We start from the raw sequence: 21,236 nt of genomic DNA, 5'->3' as shown, positions 1-21,236 counted from the left end.
AATGACTTTGCGACATCTGTGCTATCCGATCGTTATTGGAGCAACATTGGGCGGCTGCGCAAATACTGCTTCGATCCAGCCCGCGCCGGCTGACCAAGAGATCCAGGTCGAGCAAAAGAGTAGCGTGCTGTTCCTGCAGAGCCTTCGTGGCCCCGAACGGCATCGGCTGCGAAGCTTTATTGCAGCGACCAGTCGCGGCCGGCGGGATGCGCTCCATGTGGGTGTCATCGGCCCACCCAGACTCATTGCACAGGTGGCCCACGAGGCTCGCGCCATGGGCGTTGCGACCTACAACATCCATCTGTCTGCTTCTCGTGTGGATTTGCAGCCTCGTTCCGGGGTGAGGATCGAAGCGATCACTTTCGAAGCCCATCCTCCGGTCTGCCCTTCGCTCTCCATCGTCGGTCCTACAGTGAACGACAATTCGTTCAATCCAACCCTTGGCTGCTCAGTCCGGAATAACCTTGCGGTCATGGTCAACGAACCTGGCGACTTGTTAGGAAATGGCGCTGTCATGCCGACCAGTGGTGATCGTGCAGTGCTTCCCATCACCGCACGAGGGGCCACGTCGGCGGGCAACAGGAGCAATGTGGAGGATGAAACGCATAACAGGGTTGCGCCAGAAACCCAATAAGCGGCTCGTAAGACCCGAGCAGCATGACGCCGGTTGGCATTCTTGTCCATATCAGTCTTGGAATCGGCCGACGAGCCTCCTGGAATCCGATCTTTGGTCGGTCCTTTTCTTGGGATCGTGCAGCTTGCAGACCAGGTTCTGGGACAGTTGGGTCGTTGACCAGAGATTTGAGCGCATCGCTGTTTTGCGCGACGCTAAACTAGGCCGGCGGCAAAGACTGCCTTTGCAACCCTCTCGAAACACTCCATCGGAACGGCCTTGCCCATCGCACCTTTTCGGATCAGCTGGCGCGCCAAGACATGATCCTCGACAATGCTCAGACGTTGGGCGCGCGCCTGCGCTAGTAACTGTGAAGCCGTTTCGCCCTCACCGCGGCACACCAGTACCGGGACGCCGGTCTCGCCCCGAACGTAGCGCAGCCCAATCAATGTCGCTCGCCCCGTCAGGATCACTGTCGCCCGATGGATGCCGAGCGGAGACTCGTTCGCCGACTCCCGGCGGAGCCTGCGGTGTTCACCCTTGATCTGCGGACTACCATCCTGTTCCTTGGACTCGCGCTTGGCTTCGCTCTGCGTCATGCGCATGTCGCGCAAGAACAACCAACGCTGAATGAGCAGATCGGCCAAGCCGCCAATCAGAAGAGCGCCGGCAGCAATCGCGATCAGCACTTTGAGCTCTTTAAAGACAAGACCAAAGCAGCTCAAATCGCACACGGGCAAGTATACCAGTGCCCTCCAACTTGCGAGCACAGTGAAAACGAACGTAGCGCCAAGAACCAAAACTTTGACGATAGACTTTCCAAGCTCGACAACCGACCGCTGGGAGACAATCCGCTTCAGCCCTTTGACGGGGTCCAATTTTTCAAAGCTGGGTTTAAGCGGCTCAACCGAAATCGTCAGCCCGCCGCCGGCCAAGACACCGGCCAGAATCGCCGCAGCCACCGCCGCACCTAGGATGGGAGCCGCGGCCGTTATAGAAAGGTCCATCAATTCGAACAACACCTGCCGAGCCGCACTGTTGAAGGGCTGTTCCTGCAGCTTGTCGATGAGCCGCACGGCTTCGCGCCATCCGTCTTCGATCGAGCCCGCCCTGAAGCACAGGCAACCGAAGCCAGCGCAAAGGCTTGCCGCGGTCACAAAGTCGGCGCTGCGCGGGCTCTGCCCTTTCTTACGCGCGTCTCTCAGCTTCTTGTGACTTGGTGGAAGGTTTTTCTCTTCGCTCGTGTCGTTCATTTCAAGAACTTCCCGAGCCACTCCAGCACGCCGTTGAACTGAATGATCTCTGCTCCCATATATTCGATCAGGAAGACGGCGTAGCTGACCATAATGATGCCAAAGGCGGCATTCTTGATGGTCGGAGAGAGATCGTTCAGCTTGATTTGCGGCGCAAAGCGCCCGAGCAGCATGAGGGATACGTCGATCAGAAGCAGCAGAGCCAGCACGGGCCCTGCGACCACGAGGGCCGTATGCATGATATGGTCGAGGAGCCCGATAAACTCCATTGCCCCTTGGTGGGTCAGGGGCGGCAGCAGCCGATACACGGGCCAGATCAGATAACTTCCATAGAGGCATCTGACCATGGTCTGCAGACCTCCTGATACAACGAAGATCGTAACCGCGGCAGTCCCGAGAAAGAGCCCCATCGGGGCGGCTTGACTGCGTGTCGCAGGATCGTCCACCTGGCTCGAGATCCCGCGCTGGGTATCAATGATGTCACCAACGGCCTGGATGCTCCAAAGTGGTATACTAAGCAGAAAACCGAACAGCAGGCCGATAAATATCTCCTTCAAACCGAGGAGCGAGACCGCAATCAAACGGGTGCCCTGATCTAGTGTCTGCAAGCCGTTCCTGATCTGCATCAAGCAAGGCAATCCAATCACAACCGTCGCGCTTGCGCGGATAATCCCGCTAATGTGCGGTCGCGTGAATACCGGAAGAACCAGCATAATGCCGAGGGCCCGCGCCGCGCCGAGTCCGGCCGCAACGACGAACTCGACAGCAGTCTGAATCAGAGTTTGCGTCTCGGCGGGTGACAAGGCATCCATTTGAGCTCAGCTCGTCGTTCCTTCAGCGATGCAACCGTCGCACTCGCGTCGCCATGATGTGAGACGTCAAGAACTCTGCAGATCTCGTGTTCCGGCGGTTGCAGAGCGACAGGCCTCCCACAGGGCAGATGACTTCGGCTTCAACCATCCATATGACCACAGCCATCCAGCGCAGAGGTATGACCATTCGATGAGAGCACCGGCGAATCGTGCCGCTGCGCGGCCTACAAGCCAAGCTTCTTCCGCTCTCACCGGCCGCAGCACGGTTTGGAGATCTGAGGGCCTCGAAGCTTCCATCAATTTCGCAGTCTATGGAGATCGGTCTCGAGCGCACCTTCTCAGGTGACTTCGGTAACCGGCGGGGTCCTTGTTTTGAAGACCTGTTTTGAAGACCTCACTGATGGGGCCCATTGCGATTTGCGAAGGGAAGAACCCTCGGCAGTACCTGGAATTGATACATCCGAGTTCCGCGACGAAAAAAGCCAAGCACAACTGTCCGGTTTTACGTGTGCTTGCGGATACAAAGACTTGCGCTTAAGGCCCGCCGCATCCGAGTTTGGCCGGGGCCATCCTACCTGTAGCCGGTGGCCCTCGGCAAGGACTCGCCGGCGACATATTCGCAGGCTCATTCACCAGAACGCCAGAATCGTGGGGCCGCTTGCAATCAAAGCGGCTCGCCCGTTCACTCCGTCGACAACTCGCCAGGCAATGCATCGAGGATCTCAGCAGGCAATTCCATCACGTCGTGAGCAAAAAATCGAATGGATAGAACTTCCAAATGGGGTCATTCTCCTCCGAATACAGCAGGCTCACGGAGCCGAACAGGACAGTTCGGATATCTATCCGTCTCATGCTAGTGAGGCGAGCTTTCGATAAGCTGACGAACTCGCTTTTTGTGGTTCACAATGAAGGCGACAAACGCGCGCTATAGCTAAAACTTAGACAGCCTTGCGTTCCGCGCACTAATACCTCGCTGTGAGCGCGGGGAACTCAGTGAAGATATGCTGCGCTTGCTCGATCAGCGGCGCGCTCAGCACCGGAGCAAACAGAACGAGCACGGCGACGACGACGAGGAGCTTCACGGTAAGCGGCAAGGTTTGATCCTGGAGCTGGGTTGCTGCCTGCACGATGCCGATACCCAATCCGGCCACGAGGGCTGCCAGGAGCGGCGGTAGAACCCAGATCATGAACAGGACCAGTGATCGGCTCAGGTGGGTGAGGATGCTGGCCTCGTCCATCTCAACTCCCGGGAGATGCGTAGCTTAAGACCAATCCGTGCATGAGCCGTGACCAGCCGTCGATTGTGACGAACAGAAAAAGCTTGAAAGGAACGGATATCATTGTTGGTGACACCATTGACATGCCCATGGCCATCAGAATTGTCGTCACAATCAGGTCAATTGTGATGAACGGAAGATAGAGAAGGAAACCGATTTCAAACGCACGCTTAAGCTCCGAGATCAAAAAGGACGGCACAAGGATCGCAAAATCATCGGCTGTTGCGTTGCCGCGCATCTCCTCCGACCAGATATGTTCCGTCGACGACAGGAAGAACGCGCGCTGCTCCTCAGTGGTGAACTTTTTGAGATGGGCGCGCAGCGGCTCGCTGCCCTCCTTGGCGGCGGTCAACCAGTCGTCGGCGGTTTGGTAACGAAGTTGCATATCGCTCACGCGGTTGTATGTTTGCTCAAATACCGGGGCGTCTATGAACACGGTAAGGATCAATGCAGCGCCATACAGAACGATGTTCGGTGGTATGGACTGAGTGCCGAGCGCGTTGCGGATCAGGAAGAGAACGACGGAAACCTTGATGAACGCTGTCGTTGTGACGACTGCGAACGTCAACAGGCCAAGGCCGACGGTCGCCGCAACAAGCGCAAGGATGCTCGGTTGAATTTCAACCATTGACCGCCAACCTGCTACGTAACCGGATCCCCAACGCTTCACCGACACGTACGATGTCGCCGCGGCCGATCAATTGACCGTTGGCGACAATGTCGACCGGACCGTCCAGCTGCCGGCCAAGCTCGAACACGTGCCCCTCGTTGATGCTTCGCAACGTACCCAGCGGGATGGGCCAGCGGCCGCATTCGAACACAAGCGTGATCTCAACACTGTCGATGTCGGCTTCTGAGGGTGGGATTGCTTGCTCCGCTTGGGGGCGAATCGTCATATTTGCATACCTTAGAGGATGGGAGTGCAGGCGGAATGGTCCCCGAAGGATAAGTCTGTCGCCCGCGACCTGCGCCGGCGCCCACAACTTGTCCGCAGCGAGGATGAGCTGGCCATGGGCAAATGGAATGACGTCGGGCAGCAGTGCGTCGCCGGGCTGTGCCTGACGAAGAAGGCTGACGGGCGCCCGCAGCGAGCCGATCTCTCTCGCAATCAGGACCGGCAATTCCGAAGAAATCTTGCCTAAATCTCGCGGTAACTGGCCGATCAACTCGCCTAACAGACGAAACGCAGACGGAACCAGACCGTCAAGAGGCGCGAACAAGAACAGGCGGGCCTTGGCCGCCACTGGTCCGAAAGTAACGTCGAGCTCCAAATAGGGGTCTTTGGCCGTTGCGTCTTCGATGCGGATCAGCTGCAAATTCCGCGCGAGCATGATCTCTAATCGAGCGAGCCAAGCTTCCAGAGCAAGTTCGAGAAGCAGCGAGCGGGTTGGGTCGGAAGGTAAAGTAAGGCCATACTGGACCGTTGAAATCAGCGCCTCGACGAGAAGGCGGGGCAAGGACAAGACGGCGGTCTCGCCTCCGGCGCAAAATACGCAGTCGAGCATCGGCATGGCATATGGCTCGGCCTGCCAAACAAGCCGGTTTATACGGATCGATACCGGCTTATCGCCAAGGCGGCTCTGCAGAACCGTGCGCGGTGCCGCGACCTCGTTGATCCACGAGACCACGCGATGCGACAACTTTACCGCTGGCTGAAATAGTGCGGGTTCACCCACGGTATTTACCGACAGGTTCCACGGGCGCAGCTCGCGACGTCATAAGAGAACCAGTCATTAGTTCGAGCCACCGACCGCCTGGCTGCGCGAACCACCCTGATATCGGAGCAAAACCTCGTCGTCGGCATCGATTTCGGCTGCACATTCCGAACGGACAGCGGTAGTGCGCTGGACATTGCCCTCAATCTCCTCCCATTTCTGGCTCGCCGCCGAACGCTTGGCCCATATGGTACGCGTCCCATTCACTGCCCGTTGAGCCTGCTCATGCGCGATGCGCGCCTGCTCACGCGCCTGGCGTGCCGATTCGATCTCTGCTGCCAGTCGCCCAAGGACGAGTTGACAGCGACGATCGAGCTCGGTCACGGACATCGTCTCGAGCGACGCCAGCTCCTGATAAAGTTCAGCTTCGACCTTGGCGCGACGATTCTCCGCGCCTTCAAGATTCTCAGACGCTCGCTGCAGCGCTTCGACCGCAATTCGGCGCCTGGCTTCCATGTTTGACAATTCACGAAGCGCGCTTCGCTCTCTCATGTCTTTCACCAGCCGCAATTTCGACGCTTGCACGAGATTCAGGCCGTCAGACGCGACATCCATGAGACGGTCTCCTCAAAGCTAGACGGCTCGTCCTGTCCCTGGCGCAAGAATGAGCGCAGTTCCTCGATTGAATCGATTGCCCGATCAGTCAGTGGATCGCTGCCCGGCTTGTATTCACCGACCTTGATCAGGAACTCAGCCTCATTGTAGCGCGAGAGCAGATCGCGGAAGACGGATGCCGCCTTGCGATGTGGACCAGAGGCGACCGCATCCATGACACGACTTCGGCTCGACAGCACGTCGATGGCGGGAAAATGCTCTCGCGAGGCCAGCGCGCGCGAAAGAATGATGTGACCATCGAGAATGCCGCGCGACTCTTCGGCGATCGGATCGCCCGTGCCGTCACCTTCGACAAGCACGGTATAGAATGCCGTGATCGAGCCCCGCTCGCCCATACCGGCACGCTCCAACAGACCAGGCAGCAGCGCAAAGACGGAAGGAGGAAAGCCGCGCCGGGTAGGAGGTTCTCCTGCGGCAAGGCCGATTTCGCGCATCGCACGGCTAAAGCGCGTCAGCGAATCCATCATCAGAACGACCTGCAGCCCTTGATCACGAAAATACTCGGCGAGTGCGGTCGCCATATGAGCGCATTGCGCCCGCTCCATTGCCGATCGATCGGACGTCTCAACGACAACGATCGTGCGAGCGAGGGCATCTCCAATATGACGTTCGATGAATTCACGCACCTCGCGTCCACGCTCTCCTATGAGCGCAACCACGGTGACGTCGGCGGCCGCACCTTTTACAATTTGCGACATCAGCGTCGACTTACCGCAACCGGCATCTCCATAGATTCCGATCCGCTGACCTTCGCCACACGTAAGAAGTCCATCCAGCACGCGAACGCCGAGCGGAAACGGCTGCTCGATGCCACGCCGCCTCATCGGGTTGGGCGCCTTGCCGCGGAGCGGACACGTGTGGACCGTCTTTATCGGCCCCTTGCCATCGAGTGGACGGCCGAAGCTATCGATCACGCGGCCGAGCAGGTCGGGTCCGACTGACACCTCCTGCATGCGCCCGGTCGGGAGCACTTCCGCGCGGTGGGACAAGCCCACCAGATCGCCAATGGGCGTCAGCAACACCCCGTCCGGCAGCAAACCGATGACTTCCGCTTCAAGTGACCATCCGGAAGCGTGATCCTGCAACAGGCAAAGTTCTCCAACACGGGCCCCTGGCAACACGGCATGGAGCAAGGTGCCGATCGCACGCGTGATCCGTCCCCGCACGGCACGCGTATCGACATCCTTTGCTGCCAATCTTAGAGATGCTATCGCCGCATGCACATCTCCTACTCCGGCCGCTTGATCATGGCCTGATCGTTGCGTCGTCACGGATCGCTTTCCTGAGAAGATGGATTAAGGCTGAGACGCAATGTGCGGAGCTGCGCGGCAAGTCCTAAATCGACACTGCCGAACTCACTCCACAGAACGCACTGGTCGGGTCCCACGGCCGGGTCCGGATCAATTTTGACTTTCGGCCGACCATCCGTTCCATCGAACGCCACGAATTCATGCCTTAGTGCATCAGCATTCACAGGAGAGACGTGAAGGCATACTTCTGCGCTGCCATATCTTTGCTCGACGGCGTGACGAACGGTCATTACTAACATCTCACCCGGATCAAAGGAGCCCAACAAACCGGTCAATATCTCAATCACGAGCTGTGGCAACTCCTGTTGCAGAACGGCTTTTCGCCGGGCCACATCGGAAGCAGCTCGGGCGATCAACTGTGCCATTTCGTCCGAGCCTGACCTAAGACCTTCGCGATGGCCGCGCTCCCGCTCCTGCTGATAGGCTTTCCTTGCCCAACTGCGAACCTGCCGCAGATATCGCTCGGCTAGCGCGTGCGCCTGCACCGCATCGTACCAGATACCAAGTTCCGCGGCTGGTATGAGCGGACCAAGCGGCCGTATCCGCGGGCTATCTGGCAAGACTGTTTCATCGGCCGTCATGCCGCTGGCTCCTCCGTGGCCAAATGGGCCACCACCAAAGACAGTAACTGACCTGCTGAATTGTGGTGTTCGGCTGCTGGGGATTCGGCGGTGGTTCCCACAGGTAAACGGAAAAGAACGCGCACACGGTCAAGCTCTGATGCGTCCTTGAGCCAAGCACCAAGGCAGGCACATCCGTCATGTTCAATCTGGCTCGCCAGCTTCTGCGGATCGTCAATCGATGTGGTTGCGACGGCGCTGGATACGTGTCGGATTGCGAAAGCATGAGCTTCCGCACCAATATTTTTGATCAGAATCGCTACATCATGCTTTGACACAAGCTTGAGCACCGAACGGGCATGCCAGATACTGCCGGCGAGCAGGGCCACCCGACGCGGATCATGCCCGAGCAGAACGTCGCTACCCCAGTCGGTTCGGTTCGAGACCAGCTCACTGCCCAGCAGCAATTCGACCAGTCTTTGCTGCAGTCTCGGAGTCTTCTGCAACTGCAGCACTGTGGCGGCCGACAGGAGCCCATCAAGATGGCCGGCAAACCGGTCGGGATGAATCAAAGCGGCAAGCTCGCGCAGGCGATCGGAATGCGGGTTGAGTGAATGATTTGGGTCAGTGGATGCCATCGATACGGACCTGCTTGCCGCCTATTTCGGATCGGAGGACAGTTTTTTGCCGGCGGACTGGACCGCTGGCTTGCTGGCACCTCTGCCGAGATTTGTCACTTTGCGCCAGGATTGACGAAGCTGTGGCCCACGTGTGCTCAGCAGCACGTAAGAAAGAATGCCCAACGCGGCGAGCGCACCTCCTGCACCGATCGCAATGTGGGTTGCGATGAACTTGGTTGGTTCGGCGGAAGCTGCCGCTGGCACAACGGAGACCTCATGCTGAGCCCGCTCAACCGGCACGAACACGACCGCCACCTTGTCGTACGATAGACCTTCGATGCTGTTGGCGACGAGCATCTTGATCTGCGGCAGCAAGGCTGAGAGCTTCGCGTTGGAGGCGTGTCGAATGAAAACCGACGCCGAGGACGGGGTTGCATCCTGTCGCAAAAGATCATTCTTCGGCAGAACGACATGAACACGGGCGGAGAGAACCCCATCGATATCGTTGATCGTGCGCGACAATTCTTCACTGAGAGCATAGACGTAGCGGGCTCGCTCCTCAACCGGAGAGGCAACGAGGCCCGCCCCCTTGAACACCTCACCAAGGCTCTTGAAGGATTGGCGCGGCAAGCCCTGGTCATTCAGCAGCTCGATTGAGTAGGCGAGCTGCTTTTCTTCCACCTGAATCGTGCTGGTCCCATCCTTACCGACGACACGGATGGCATCGACGCCCTTGCTCAGGAGCAGCCCAAGCATCTCGTTGGCTTCACGCTCCTGAACTTTGGTATACAGATCAGCTTTGCAACCGGCGAGGGTCAGCAAAAGCAGCAACAGGAAGAGAGCATGAAGCCGCTTTCCTGCGGGCCGGCCATTACCGATCTTGTCTTTCGTCAAGACAGCCAACGGCCCGCTCAGCCCGCCGATAGAAGCTTGTTCAGAGATGAACTGACAGCACCTGTCCCCTTGGAGAGGAGCGAAACCTGGATGACGCCGTTGTAAACATCCCGCAGATTCGCCAGCGCCGAGTCGAAACGATCCGCATCTTCAGGTTTGCCCGCTGGATGTACCTCGACTTGCTGCACACGCAAGACCGGTTGCGCGGCCGGCCCAAGCTGGAGACTCCTGGTAGGATCAGGCTCGCCGACGAGCGTCGGCGAAACTGCGCCCGACGGAAGTGGTTTGCCCTGGTGAATAGCAGAAATGCCCTGAAGGACGCGATCGCCGAGCGGGCTCGCCGGCGTGACCGCGCGCTGCACTTCCGGCAGCGATGGAGCTGGCGCGCGCTCTGGCACAGACGAGGCGACACCTTGGTTTGAGGCCGCCTGCGCAAGACTCTCGTCAAACTTGGCGAGTGCCGGCGAACAGCCATTGGAGGCACACTCGACGGAGTTGGCAGAGATCGACGTAACGCAAAACATGGAGGCAATCATTTCTGTCACGTGGTGAGATGAGCCGTTCGTTCACACGAATGGGCCGCACCTTAGAGAAGCAAGCTGACCAAAAACTGACGAGCATCTGCCATCTAATGATCACGGTTAGCTTCCAATTTGGGACGAAGCATCGGCTTTCAAATTTTGGGACGAATTTCGGTGCTTGTTCTCAAGTGTAAAAAAGCAGGAATGCTCGTCTCATCCACAAGGCTGCACATCTTGAAGAAGGTTCTCTATGCTGGTGTTTTCATTTGCTTGGGCCTCGTCGAGGCGCTCGGCGCTCCCCTGGCGCTGCCATCGACACCTTATAGTTACACAGTTCTGGATCAGGACCTCGCGGCCGCACTGCAGGAATTCGGCAACAACCTAAATATCAGAGTCAATGTCAGCACCGGCGTGAAGGGGCGCATTCGCGGGCGAATGCCGGATCTCCCACCGCGAGAGTTCCTCGAACGGTTGATCAATCTCTACAATCTTCAATGGTACTACGATGGGCTGGTGCTCTACGTATCCGATGCGCATGAGGCGCAAAGCCGTCTTTTGGTCTTGAGTCCAATCAGCTTTGATGCGTTCAAGGCGACACTCGATGCGCTCAACATCTCCGACGAGCGTTACATCGTGAGACCCGTGCCGGGAGATGGCCTCGTCTTCGCCTCTGGTCCACCCCGCTTTGTCGCGCTTGTCGAGCAAACAATAAAAGGACTTGTGGCGGAGGCACAGGCACGGCGAAACTCGAGCGGTGCCGAAAAGCCGCCGCACGAGTCGGTTTTGATGCTATTTCGGGGATCCTCAAGCGTGGTCATTCGCGAAGGACGACCGAATGACGCTCCTTCGCCGGAGGCACCACATCAAGACGGCGTGGTCCACACACCCGATGCAGGTAAGAAATGACGTGATGACAACAGATTTCCTAGGAAGAGATGCAATGCGTCTGCTTATGCCCTCTGTCAGCTTTTCGAAAGCTACTGCTGCCATTGTCAGAGCGCGGATGTGTCGATGGCCGATGCCGCAGGGTGGCGTAATCAACGTCCAGGCCGGAGCCACGGATGCGAACCAGAATTCTGGCCAGCAGCATCGGTGAGCGCTTTGCCACTTTAGCGCCTCATGCGAGCTTTTGAACAACACCACGAAGTCCGTCATGCAAATGAGCTTCGTCGCACAAGAATGAAAGCCACTCCGTTGTCCAAAAGGAGGAGCAGGATGGACTTCAACGCGCTAAGCCCGGCGGACAACAGCCCAGCGCCCCACTCGTGCTCGTCGCCCGCCGGTCCAAGGGAGTTTGAGCGTGAACTAATGGCATTGCATGAAATACCCGAATACAGCCAGGACTTAATTTGGCAGGAACTCGGAGCCAGATCATCGCGCGTCGAGCCATCATTGAGCGGCGGCGAGCGGTCCAATTCCCAACAGCCGATCGCTCAACACCGCGCGGACGCCTCCGATTTCGGCAACGACCTTGTTTGGCAAGATCTTGAGCCTTGGCTCATGCGGGCCGGGTCACCTCACGCTGGACCGTCTCAACCTGGGCCCACGTTGCCCGCAGGGGTTGCTCCGCCGGAAATTGGAGATTTCGCCATGGCAAGCGGTCGTCGCGCCCAGGACGACTGGGTCTTCACTGGCCAAACAGCTACGCCCGCTCAGATCGAAATGCTGAGAAGCCGCGATCTCATACCTACCAGGGGTGTCCGGACAACAACGTTCACCATCCTGGGTGTGCCTCACACGGCGGAATGGCGAGAAGAAGGTTTTATTCGTCTCAAACCGTCGCTGGCCCCTTCCCTTTGGCCTGTAGGTTCGAGCGAACACTCGCCAAGCGGCTAAGCATGATGACATGAAGAATGCCAAGCGCAGCTGAGCTTCGATCCGCTCGGGGCAATACGGTCCGCAGCATCTACGCAAGCGCCAACACTCTCGTTGGGCGCAGGCGCGAGGTCGCTACGCGTGGGTGATTTCACCATACGATGCTGCGGAGACCTGCGACGTTGTTGCACGAATCAGCGCACGTGACCATCCGCAGAGCGGCAGACTCGGCTTCGTTAATTCGACCTCGTTGGCCCGGAGGCGAGCGATCGAGCATAACAAGCAAGCCGATTCCGATATCGAGAACCCATCACCGCCTCTCACACCGTCATTGCGCGTCCCGTTGTGAAACCTCTGAGTGCCGTCAGCTTTTGGAAAGCTAATCGAACCTACCATATGGCGTGAATATCTAGACGGCGATGTGCCTATAGATTGTAGCGGAACTGAGCGCTGGGGGCGCACTGAGCAATCGGAAGCAAGTGGTAGGAGCCATCGAAGCCTATCGACATTTCTTGCTCGTTGTTCGTCGCGATTCTCGGGCTGCGCCACATGACCGGCTTGTGGTGCGATCTCAAATCAGAGGACGTATAATGTCAGTCAACAACCTATCGCTAACCGCCAGCTCGACTTTGTCCGGCCTGGCCCCCGGGCCCTCATCGGCGCGGGATCTTTCAAACTTCGAGGCGATGCTGGCTAGTTTCTCGTTGAAAGACAATGCCGATGACCATTCCACACCACAGGATCCGGCGGCTGCAGACTCAGCCAAGCAGCTGACGGAGGAACTCACGCAGGAGGTGCGGAACATCCTCCCGCCGGAGATCAAGGCCGCACTGGACGCATGTCAGCAGGCCCCAGAGCCATCCTCCGCGGAGTCCTCCTCCGCTGCGAGCGCCCCGAAGATTGCAGAGGCACCCGTACAAAGCTCCAGGATCACGTGGAACAGCGGCACGTTGACTGATGCCGAGCTGCAGATTGTGTCGGTGCTGAACCGACACAAAGATAAATGCCCGCTGGATTGGAAATCTCTTGGAGATTTGGCCAACGATCCCTCCACACCGCCGGATCTAAAGGCGGCGATCGAGGCTCTGCAACAGGACCCAGAGCTCTTCTATGCGATAGGCTCGCAAGGTGACGGCCGCTGCGGCGGGAAGATCAAAGCAGGCGACCTCTCCGGCTTCTCCGATCACCACCCTCAGGTTGCTGCTTTCCAGGAGCAGCGGGCAAAGAGCTATACGCAAAACTATATCCCTTCCGACGGCACCCGGAATGGCGGGCCATCGGTTATGACCCAGACCGATGCATTGCGCGAACTCTATCGCTATGCCGACAACCTGCCTAAGAACCTGAGCCTCGCGGATTTCAAGCGTATCGTCGACGGCGAAGCTAAAACCGGCAAATGCCCGCCACAGGTTCTCGCGGCCGCTCAATACTTCCTCGACCACCCGGATGAATGGAAGCAGTTGTACGGTGGCTCGATAGACAAGGTCCACAAAGAGGACTTCCTGCAGGTTGCTTCATCATCGATGAATCTCACGCAAGCCGAGCTCGATACGCTCAATACGATCAGCAAGAACCAAAACGCTTTCTTCGGGAAGGGTGACCTGACCCGGGAAAAGCTAGCGAGCATGGTCGATGATAAGAGCCTCGCGCCCGAGGTGCGAAAGGCGGCCTCCCAGCTGCTCTCCGATCCTGTGTTGTTCGGGTTGATGAACAACGCGATTACGGGCTACAAAACCCACCACAAGTTCTTCGACTTCGGCGGCGGCCATACGGTCGATTCCGGCAACATCAGCAACAGCGACTTCAACCAGTTCTTCAACAACATGTCGGGTGCGAACCGCACCGTTCACCAAGTGAAGACGCATGCCGTCCGAACGCCTGCCGAGCAGGACGCGGTCGCGGACATGACGATGGGCATGGCAGACCAGCCCGACATCAAGTCTCCCAAAAAGAACGGTGGCGCCTTCATGCACGCACTTAATGACGTGCTCAGGGTTGGCTCTAAGGTATTCGACTGGGCCGCGACAGCAGTCGGTGTACTTGGCTTCATTCCAGGCTTGGGTGAATTGGCCGATCTGGCGTCAATGGTGCTCGAAGCCGAGGCGCAAGCTGCAAATCTTCTTCACACTGCCATCAGTGGCGGCAACATAAAGCAAGCGCTGGAAGAAGCCGGGCTGAGCCTTGCGGCACAGGCGGTGGGCTGCATCGCCGGACCTGAGGTCAAATTCGCAATGCGAGAAGGCTTGGTGAAGCAGGCAATTCAAGAAGCCGCGACGGCCGGCATCAACCTGCCGGTTTCGGTGGCCCAGTCCTACGCGGAGGATTATCTGAATAACCTGAAGGCTCGCATCGAGTCCGAGCGCTTGCAAGCTGCAGGCGCTAACGCCTAGCCGGAGCGACGCTATCTTCTCAGGATCACGCTGGAAACGCTAATCGAGCTAGCGCGGCCTCCGCGCGGTTGGGCCTCTCTGCCGAGCAGTAGGTCGCGCAAGCTCTACCAGCATACTTGAGACCGCCCCCGAATCCGAGGAACTTATTTCGGCTCTTCACTGCGTACACACTATGTTGGCCGCACTCGATTGCCCGAATCCGACCTCAAGCCCAGTCTGCCGCTGTGAAGTTCCATCGACTGCATACCCCGCCTGTCAAGAGCGCGATGCATTAACACTACGCGACAGACCGGCCGCAGCCGCGGAGCCTGCCGGGTTGCGCGAGATCGAGAGCACATTGGTCCAGCGCGGTAGAAGTCGAAGGGCTTTTTTGGGTCGCGATTGACGGATCTGCTATGGGCCCGCCAGGACCGAGGGACCGCTCTTGGCCGCTGAATCGGCCGTCACTCTGGTTTTCCGCCTCGCTCCCGACCAGGTCAAGCTCCATGCCGCTTCGCCTGACCGCAAGCAAATTGTCGAAAGAGCTCGGAGGAATCGCAAGAGACGTGAGCGCGAGATTGCAGCACGTCGGCCTCAAAACGCTTTTATTAGTGGTGGCTTTGATATTTCGCCTATTGAAGCTTTCGAAACGATGAGCAACGTGCTCACCCGATCAAGCTCCACAAACGATTGTTTGTCTTAACGATCTGATCTCCAGCTTTCGCGGGCTTCAAATACGGTCGGCTGGTGAAGACGTTTAATGATGATCGACCAGCGGCTCATTGCATTTTCTACGACTCGTCAGCTTTTCGAAAGCTAATCCTTGCATAGTGGCGGGCGGAAACTGCCTCCATTGGCACGATTGAATTGACATAGGAGAACCCGATGCGCGTTACGAGCTCTAGCGCCGCTGGGCACGTTGATGCTGACCTCCATGCGGCTGGCGGCAAAAGCGGCGGCAAAAAAGAATCTCACAAGCCTGGCGAGCGCGACGATCATGCCCGATCGCCTGATGCAAACATTCCCGTGAACGGCGGCGCGTCCACTCCGGGCGGCAACTCGCAAGAAGCCGCTATGCAGCAAGCGTTCAGCGTCGCCCTGGGAGCCGTTGCTCTCCAATTTGCGAATAGTGCAATGAGCCGTTTCGACGATGTCATGGCCGAGACAGAGGAGGATTCCTGACGTCGCATGTTGCGACGTTAGGAAATAGGAGCCGCACGTGGCGGCGAAATCGAGCAAACAGGAGAATAGTATGGGTAAAGGAGTTGGTGCGTCTGGTACCTCGACTGTAGGTGGGGCAGCCGGCACCACTACTGCTGCAGCCGCTTCCGCGGGTGCTGAAGTTGCTGGAGAGGCGGCATTCCAAAAGCAAATCGCCGCTCTGACTGCGACCAGCACAAAGGCTGCTGAGAGGGATGTGGAACTTCGCGTCGTCTCGACTGAGCTTTCGACTATCAAAAAAGCCGCCGATGAGCGGGTGCAGTAAGGGATGAGATGGGGCGGCGTCGCCGCCCCACTTTCCCCGGCTGCTTAGTCTGTGAAGTCGCAACGGGCCGTACGGTTTTGCCGTACGGTTCCGTTCGCTGTTCAGGAAACCGACCGTGAATGAACCAAATTGCCCGCATTTCGAAGTGTTGTCGGGGTGTTACTCCGGGCTGACAAGTAAAGTGGGGGTCGGATCGTGTCTGATTGGCAGCAGCCTCGATGCTGACTTAATCTTCGTCGAACAAGGCCTCGAACCGCACCATCTTCGTGTCACCCCCCATTCCAATTCAATCGAGATCGAGGCCCTTGCGAGGGACGTTAGGATTGAGGGGCACGAGACTGTTTTACCGAACGAACCCATTGTTGTCCCTCTTCCTGTCGTTTTGCATGCCGGGGCGATGTCCATTCGCTGGACGATCGAGGACTACAAACAAGCTGGCTCCATCGACCGCCGGCATATATCGCTCGCCTTTCTCGCTTTGGTCCTGATCAGCTCTGCCGCGGTTGGCGCAGTCTCATCCAGTTTTGTCCAGACCGATACCACCGTGGCGTCAAGTCCGTCGTCCCCTGCTCCGGACATTGCGCCCAAGCTGGCGCTCAGCGCTCCTGATGCTCTGGCCACCGATGCAGCTGCCGAACGGTTGCAAGAGGAAGTTGACAGAGCGGGCCTTGTCGGCATCAAGGTCGGCTATGGGGCGGGCGTTGTCACCGCCGATGGCACCGTTACGCCTGCCTCGCTCGCCACATGGCGAGACGTGCAGCAGCGGTTTGATCACAATAGCAATGGCGCTTATACGCTCGTTAATGCGGTGGCTATCAAGGATGAGAAGACGCCTCCCGCAATTGGGGTCCAAGCTGTTTGGCGCGGGAGCGCCCCCTATATTGTCATTGCTGGTCAAAAGTATTTCGTCGGCGCGCTCTTGAGCAATGGATGGACCGTCTACGGGATTGAGGAAGGGCGTGTTCTGCTGAGCCGGGATGGCCGGCTTGCCACTCTACCCTATTAGCGTTTTAGGCCGCAGGTAAGGAAGCAAAGTGCCATGACTAGGCTGCCCCCGAATCCCGTCGAGCCCGGCACCTCTTTTCAAGAGCCAAACGTTGATCATCATGCATCTGCCATCACGCCGGTCCATCCTCGAGCCAAGTCCATCGGGATTGACCGGACGCGTGGCAATGATCACAAGAGCCACACCTCAATTTCTCGTCATAGTGTCGTGCTGGATCGGTTGGTGGACGCCACGATCGAGAGCGCGCTCGAGCTCAGTTCGATCGATGCAGTTTCGCGCATCAATCTCGACGAGGCGCGCGCCCCGCCAGGTCAGATCGAGCCAAGCTCGGAACTCGCTTGGCTTAATGAGCCCAATCTCGCGCACAGTCTGCTCTCCTTCGTGACGCCGCGCTTACGTCATTCGCATGTTCTGCGTCCAGAGCAACACGGCCTTCTTCTGGAGCGTTTGGCTGATACGCTATCAGCCGCGCCAGAGGATTTGGTGCCACGTGAAGGGGCCGCCCTTCTGCAACTGGAGCTGCAACGTTTAATCCTGCTCCGGCAGAGTCACAACGGCTTGATCAAAGGCTAGCAATGGTCGGGCCAGACAAAGTGCAACACTTCACATCTACACAGCCGCCGATCGTTTCCGAAGCCGGCGCGATCGAGCTGATCTCCGGGCCGGAGCGAGATTTGCTCTGCGTGCTTTCTTACGTCTACCTTGCGTGCGGACAGAGCGACAAGAGCCTGGCTCTGTTGCGGCTGGTCGCTCACGAACAGTCTCAAGACATCGGCCTGCTCCGCATCCTGGCCTACGCTCTCATCTCGGAACGTCGCGGTGACGAAGCACTGTCGGTATTGGACAGGCTTGACAAACTGGATGACGAGCCGTCTTCGTGTCCGCCCTTGATGCTGATGCGCAGCCACGCCCTGCGTCACGCTGGCCGCATGACCGAAGCGCAAGCCGTCTTCAAACGCTATGTTTTGTTGCGGGGCAGCACAGCTGCAATCAAACAACAATAAGGCTTCTCATGGCCAACCTTCTACGAAATCTCATCACGCGCGCGCCGGCTCACCCGGATTTGATGGTCGCGTTGATGCTTCTTCTGGCGATCGGAATGATGATCATGCCGATCCCGATCGTCGTGATCGATATGCTGATCGGCTTCAATCTGGGCTTTGCCATATTGCTGTTGATGGTAGCCTTGTATCTCAACACGCCGCTCGACTTTTCGTCCCTGCCGGGCGTCATCCTCATCTCCACCGTCTTTCGTCTCGCTCTTACCGTTGCAACGACGCGACTGATCCTAGCCGAGGGCGATGCCGGCAGCATCATTCATACGTTCGGCGATTTCGTCATATCCGGCAACATCGCCGTCGGCATTGTCATATTCCTGATCGTGACCATGGTGCAGTTCATGGTTCTCGCCAAGGGCGCCGAACGGGTGGCGGAGGTATCGGCGCGCTTCACGCTCGATGCGCTGCCGGGCAAGCAGATGGCGATCGACGCGGAGCTGCGCAACGGCCATATCGATCAGCACGAAGCCCGCAGCCGGCGCGGCGCGCTGGAGCGAGAAAGCCAACTGCACGGCGCGATGGACGGCGCTATGAAATTCGTGAAGGGCGATGCCATAGCCGGACTAATAGTCATCTGCATCAACATGCTGGGTGGCATCACGATCGGATCGCTCTCCAAGGGCATGTCCCTCGAGGAGGCGATGCATCATTACACCATCCTGACGATCGGTGATGCGCTCATTTCGCAGATCCCGGCCCTGCTGCTATCAATTACAGCCGCAACCATTGTCACTCGTGTCAATGGTCCTTCCAGACTCAATCTCGGCGCCGATATCGTCAACCAACTTACGGCCAGCACACAAGCGCTACGCTTGGCCTCCTGTGTCTTGCTTGTGATGGGGTTCGTTCCTGGCTTCCCTTTGCCGCCCTTTGTCATACTGGCCGCGCTGTTCTCCGCGGCCAGCTTTCTCAAGGTTGGCGTGCAAGAGGGCAAGACCGCTCCCAAGGCCGGCGCCGGTCCCACCGGTTCGGCTCCCGCTTCCGCACAAGGTCAGAAGCAAACCGTGCCCGCGGAGGCACTTCCGATTACGCTGTTGCTCGCGCCGAGCCTGATGCAGGCAATCGACGTAGGGGAACTCGAGCAGTGCGTCGCACGGCTTTCGGCACTGGTTTCAGCTGATCTTGGCATCACAATTCCACGCATTCCCGCCCAAAGCGCACCGCACCTGCCCCAATCGCAATTCCGGGTGGATGTCGAAGGAGTGCCGGTGGAAGAGGGCGCCATTGACCCGACACAACTCTTACTTAACGACGACGTGGCGAACATTGAACTGAGCGGGATCCCGTTTTGGCAGGACCCAGACACGAAGCGGATCTGGATCGAACAAGGACATGCGCCTGCTCTCAAAGCTGCCGGAATAGGGCACCACCGTCCGAGCGAAATCATCGCCTTGCGCGTCCAGTCGACGTTGACACGCTATGCACAGCGCCTGGTGGGCATTCAGGAAACGCGTCAGTTGCTTAGTCGGATGGAGCAGGAATATGCCGATCTGGTGAAGGAGGTGCTGCGCACGACACCGATCCCTCGCATCGCGGATGTGCTACGTCGCTTGCTGGACGAGGGCATCCCGATCCGGAACACCCGTTTGGTTCTGGAGGCGCTTGCAGAATGGAGCGAACGGGAGCAAAGTGCCGTACTGCTCACCGAATATGTGCGCTCCGTTCTGAAGCGGCAGATCTGTCACCGCTATGCCAACGCCCATCGTGTTGTGGCGGCCTTTATCGTCGAGCGTGAGACCGAGGATATCGTGCGAGGTGCGCTGCGCGAGACCGCTGTCGGTCCCTACCTCGTTTTGGAGGATCGGCAAAGCGAGATGCTACTTGCGCAATTTCGCCAGATTCATTCGAGCATCGCGCGCAGTCAGAACCAGCCAGTTATCCTGGGCTCGATGGATATCCGGCGCTTCGTCCGCGGCTTTCTCACCCGCAATGGAATAGACCTACCTGTTCTCTCGTATCAGGATCTCGCCTCGGATTTCACCGTCCAGCCGATTGGCTCCGTAAAACTTGCGCCTGGCAAGGACAAGCCTCCTACAGGCGGGCATCGTGACCTCCTCCCTGCGGCCGGCTGACGAGCACAGGTGTGGGGTCGTGAGGTCGCTTATGAATTCATGTAAGATTAATGTTCTGCGGCGCCGGCGTAACTTTCGTCGCCATTCGTGCTCGGCCTTTCTCCCCATGCTTGCCATTGTGCTGCTCGCGGGTTGCGCTAACTCGCACACGTCGGGTCTTTCACAGCAGCCGACGTCTACGGCAGAGCTGGTTGGGGCCAAGGAGGTCGATCCAGCTATGCGCGAGCGCATCTCTCAGGCCCTCAGTCGGGATGCTGACGAGAAGGCTTTGCGCGATGCGCTGAAGCAACGACCGGACAATGTCGATGCGGCGATTCCTCTTGCGCGGGCCCTGCTGATGCGTGAAAGCCCTGATGAGGCGCTTGAGGTGCTCGACAACATCTTGCTTGCAGCACCCGGCGACCTGCGCGTACTGAATGCCAAAGGTGTTGTGCTCGATCACGAGGGCCGCCATCACGAGGCGCAAACGCTGTACCGCCAAGCTCTGGCAATTGACCCAGAAAATCCGATGTTGGGCAACAATCTCAAGCTGTCGCTCGCACTTGAAGGGACGACGCAGAAAGGCAATTCGGGCCCACAACTGCAAGCGGATGGCCGGCACGCACCGTACCGTTAAAGCTAGGCGACGAACCGCTTGTCCTCTCTACACATTCGCCCAGCGAAAGCTCGCGCAGCAGCGTTGGGCTTTGCTGAGGTAAGCGACTCGATGATGGCGCTTGATCCCGCCAAGCAGGGCGACAAGTGGAACAAGAACAAAGATGCCAAATGCGCGAGTAGGCCGCTTAGATCTTTGCCGCAGCTGAAGACAGTGGCGCCAACGCCGACATGATCTCACGAGGGCTGGCTTGCGCAACCGGATCACCTGGCCACCGTTCCCTCATGAACCTTACTTATTGTTCGATCGTGGATCTGCGAAGCGCCCGCTGCCGTTAACGACAACATGCGGCCGAAGAACTAAAGTATCTCTCGAGCTCCGCGATCGCGCGTTCCTCCCACTCTGCAGCTTGCGCTAGTAATGAGTCCCGTTGAACTGGCCGAAATGCGGCGGACTGACGGCACAACGAAGCTATCGCGCGATAGCGGCGCACGTTTTCCATAACGGCCGGTCCGGTCATGTGTGGATCTCCTCCCCTGCTATCCCGGGCAAGAACTTGCTCGAAAACCGTTTTCGATCCGTTAGCGGTCGGAGTGGAAGGCGTGAATGGTTGGCAGACTCTTGTCGGCATGAGGAGGACCGACA

The 21,236-nt window shown here is 58.2% G+C and carries 22 protein-coding genes; 10 read left to right on the top strand and 12 right to left on the bottom strand.

What is annotated here, in order from left to right:
• Position 1: 1 nt before the first annotated feature.
• On the top strand, positions 2-634 hold the full coding sequence (locus ACVIIV_RS14425) for a CpaD family pilus assembly lipoprotein (RefSeq protein WP_456744776.1): 633 nt from the start codon (positions 2-4) through the stop codon (positions 632-634).
• 194 nt (positions 635-828) lie between these two features.
• On the opposite strand, the gene ACVIIV_RS14420 is transcribed toward ACVIIV_RS14425, so the two are convergent.
• From ACVIIV_RS14420 to ACVIIV_RS14370, 11 genes are all read right to left on the bottom strand, one after another.
• Positions 829-1,866: an EscU/YscU/HrcU family type III secretion system export apparatus switch protein gene (locus tag ACVIIV_RS14420; RefSeq protein WP_456744775.1), complete on the bottom strand. Its 1,038-nt coding sequence runs from the start codon at positions 1,864-1,866 to the stop codon at positions 829-831.
• Complete coding sequence (sctT, locus tag ACVIIV_RS14415) at positions 1,863-2,678, bottom strand: type III secretion system export apparatus subunit SctT (RefSeq protein ID WP_456744774.1); 816 nt, start codon at positions 2,676-2,678, stop codon at positions 1,863-1,865. The genes ACVIIV_RS14420 and sctT overlap by 4 nt, the downstream gene beginning before the upstream one ends.
• 962 nt (positions 2,679-3,640) lie before the next feature.
• Positions 3,641-3,916, bottom strand: coding sequence for an EscS/YscS/HrcS family type III secretion system export apparatus protein (locus tag ACVIIV_RS14410; RefSeq protein WP_025038819.1), 276 nt, complete (start codon positions 3,914-3,916; stop codon positions 3,641-3,643).
• A 1-nt stretch (position 3,917) separates the two neighbouring features.
• Positions 3,918-4,583, bottom strand: coding sequence for a type III secretion system export apparatus subunit SctR (sctR, locus tag ACVIIV_RS14405; RefSeq protein ID WP_456744773.1), 666 nt, complete (start codon positions 4,581-4,583; stop codon positions 3,918-3,920).
• Positions 4,576-5,631 carry a type III secretion system cytoplasmic ring protein SctQ gene (gene sctQ / locus ACVIIV_RS14400; protein WP_456744772.1) on the bottom strand — a complete coding sequence of 352 codons (1,056 nt, stop codon included), beginning with the start codon at positions 5,629-5,631 and terminating at the stop codon, positions 4,576-4,578. Before sctQ ends, sctR begins: the two co-directional genes overlap by 8 nt.
• A 57-nt stretch (positions 5,632-5,688) precedes the next feature.
• On the bottom strand, positions 5,689-6,225 hold the full coding sequence (locus ACVIIV_RS14395; protein WP_456744771.1) for a hypothetical protein: 537 nt from the start codon (positions 6,223-6,225) through the stop codon (positions 5,689-5,691).
• Entirely contained in the window at positions 6,201-7,556 is a 1,356-nt protein-coding gene (sctN, locus tag ACVIIV_RS14390; RefSeq protein ID WP_456744770.1) for a type III secretion system ATPase SctN, read from the bottom strand. Before sctN ends, ACVIIV_RS14395 begins: the two co-directional genes overlap by 25 nt.
• The gene (sctL, locus tag ACVIIV_RS14385; protein WP_456744769.1) at positions 7,553-8,176 is read right to left on the bottom strand and encodes a type III secretion system stator protein SctL; all 624 of its coding nucleotides are present in this window, start codon (positions 8,174-8,176) and stop codon (positions 7,553-7,555) included. Before sctL ends, sctN begins: the two co-directional genes overlap by 4 nt.
• Entirely contained in the window at positions 8,173-8,793 is a 621-nt protein-coding gene (locus ACVIIV_RS14380) for a nodulation protein NolU (RefSeq protein ID WP_456744768.1), read from the bottom strand. Before ACVIIV_RS14380 ends, sctL begins: the two co-directional genes overlap by 4 nt.
• 21 nt (positions 8,794-8,814) lie before the next feature.
• Positions 8,815-9,669 carry a type III secretion system inner membrane ring lipoprotein SctJ gene (gene sctJ / locus ACVIIV_RS14375; RefSeq protein WP_456748725.1) on the bottom strand — a complete coding sequence of 285 codons (855 nt, stop codon included), beginning with the start codon at positions 9,667-9,669 and terminating at the stop codon, positions 8,815-8,817.
• A 17-nt stretch (positions 9,670-9,686) separates the two neighbouring features.
• The gene (locus tag ACVIIV_RS14370) at positions 9,687-10,205 is read right to left on the bottom strand and encodes a nodulation protein NolB (protein WP_456744767.1); all 519 of its coding nucleotides are present in this window, start codon (positions 10,203-10,205) and stop codon (positions 9,687-9,689) included.
• A 189-nt stretch (positions 10,206-10,394) separates the two neighbouring features.
• Here ACVIIV_RS14370 and ACVIIV_RS14365 point away from each other — a divergent pair, with 189 nt between their 5' ends.
• The 9 genes from ACVIIV_RS14365 to ACVIIV_RS14325 all read left to right on the top strand — a co-directional run bounded on the left by ACVIIV_RS14365 (position 10,395) and on the right by ACVIIV_RS14325 (position 20,612).
• Positions 10,395-11,096 carry a secretin N-terminal domain-containing protein gene (locus tag ACVIIV_RS14365; RefSeq protein WP_456748724.1) on the top strand — a complete coding sequence of 234 codons (702 nt, stop codon included), beginning with the start codon at positions 10,395-10,397 and terminating at the stop codon, positions 11,094-11,096.
• 1,499 nt (positions 11,097-12,595) lie between these two features.
• Positions 12,596-14,395, top strand: a complete 1,800-nt coding sequence (locus ACVIIV_RS14360) for an HrpF/NolX family T3SS translocon protein (protein WP_456744766.1) — start codon at positions 12,596-12,598, stop codon at positions 14,393-14,395.
• An 864-nt stretch (positions 14,396-15,259) separates the two neighbouring features.
• Positions 15,260-15,556 (top strand): hypothetical protein, encoded by a 297-nt coding sequence (locus ACVIIV_RS14355; protein WP_456744765.1) that lies wholly within the window; start codon positions 15,260-15,262, stop codon positions 15,554-15,556.
• A gap of 37 nt (positions 15,557-15,593) precedes the next feature.
• Positions 15,594-15,860 (top strand): nodulation protein NopA, encoded by a 267-nt coding sequence (locus ACVIIV_RS14350; protein WP_456744764.1) that lies wholly within the window; start codon positions 15,594-15,596, stop codon positions 15,858-15,860.
• Between the two features lie 115 nt (positions 15,861-15,975).
• Positions 15,976-16,866, top strand: a complete 891-nt coding sequence (locus tag ACVIIV_RS14345) for a SctD/MshK family protein (RefSeq protein WP_271520417.1) — start codon at positions 15,976-15,978, stop codon at positions 16,864-16,866.
• Positions 16,867-16,899: 33 nt separating this feature from the next.
• Positions 16,900-17,439, top strand: coding sequence for a hypothetical protein (locus tag ACVIIV_RS14340; protein WP_057027928.1), 540 nt, complete (start codon positions 16,900-16,902; stop codon positions 17,437-17,439).
• Positions 17,440-17,441: 2 nt separating this feature from the next.
• The gene (gene sctY / locus ACVIIV_RS14335) at positions 17,442-17,870 is read left to right on the top strand and encodes a type III secretion apparatus assembly chaperone SctY (protein ID WP_018319571.1); all 429 of its coding nucleotides are present in this window, start codon (positions 17,442-17,444) and stop codon (positions 17,868-17,870) included.
• 8 nt (positions 17,871-17,878) lie between these two features.
• Positions 17,879-19,996 carry a type III secretion system export apparatus subunit SctV gene (gene sctV, locus ACVIIV_RS14330; RefSeq protein WP_456744763.1) on the top strand — a complete coding sequence of 706 codons (2,118 nt, stop codon included), beginning with the start codon at positions 17,879-17,881 and terminating at the stop codon, positions 19,994-19,996.
• Between the two features lie 106 nt (positions 19,997-20,102).
• Complete coding sequence (locus ACVIIV_RS14325) at positions 20,103-20,612, top strand: tetratricopeptide repeat protein (protein ID WP_456744762.1); 510 nt, start codon at positions 20,103-20,105, stop codon at positions 20,610-20,612.
• Positions 20,613-20,925: 313 nt separating this feature from the next.
• Here the strand turns inward: ACVIIV_RS14325 and ACVIIV_RS14320 are convergent, their stop codons facing one another.
• Positions 20,926-21,111 (bottom strand): hypothetical protein, encoded by a 186-nt coding sequence (locus ACVIIV_RS14320; protein ID WP_246784304.1) that lies wholly within the window; start codon positions 21,109-21,111, stop codon positions 20,926-20,928.
• Positions 21,112-21,236: the final 125 nt, after the last annotated feature.

This window comes from Bradyrhizobium sp. USDA 4354 (assembly GCF_054060315.1).
Note: the sequence above shows the minus strand (reverse complement) of the source record. Positions and strands in the feature narration are given on the sequence as shown.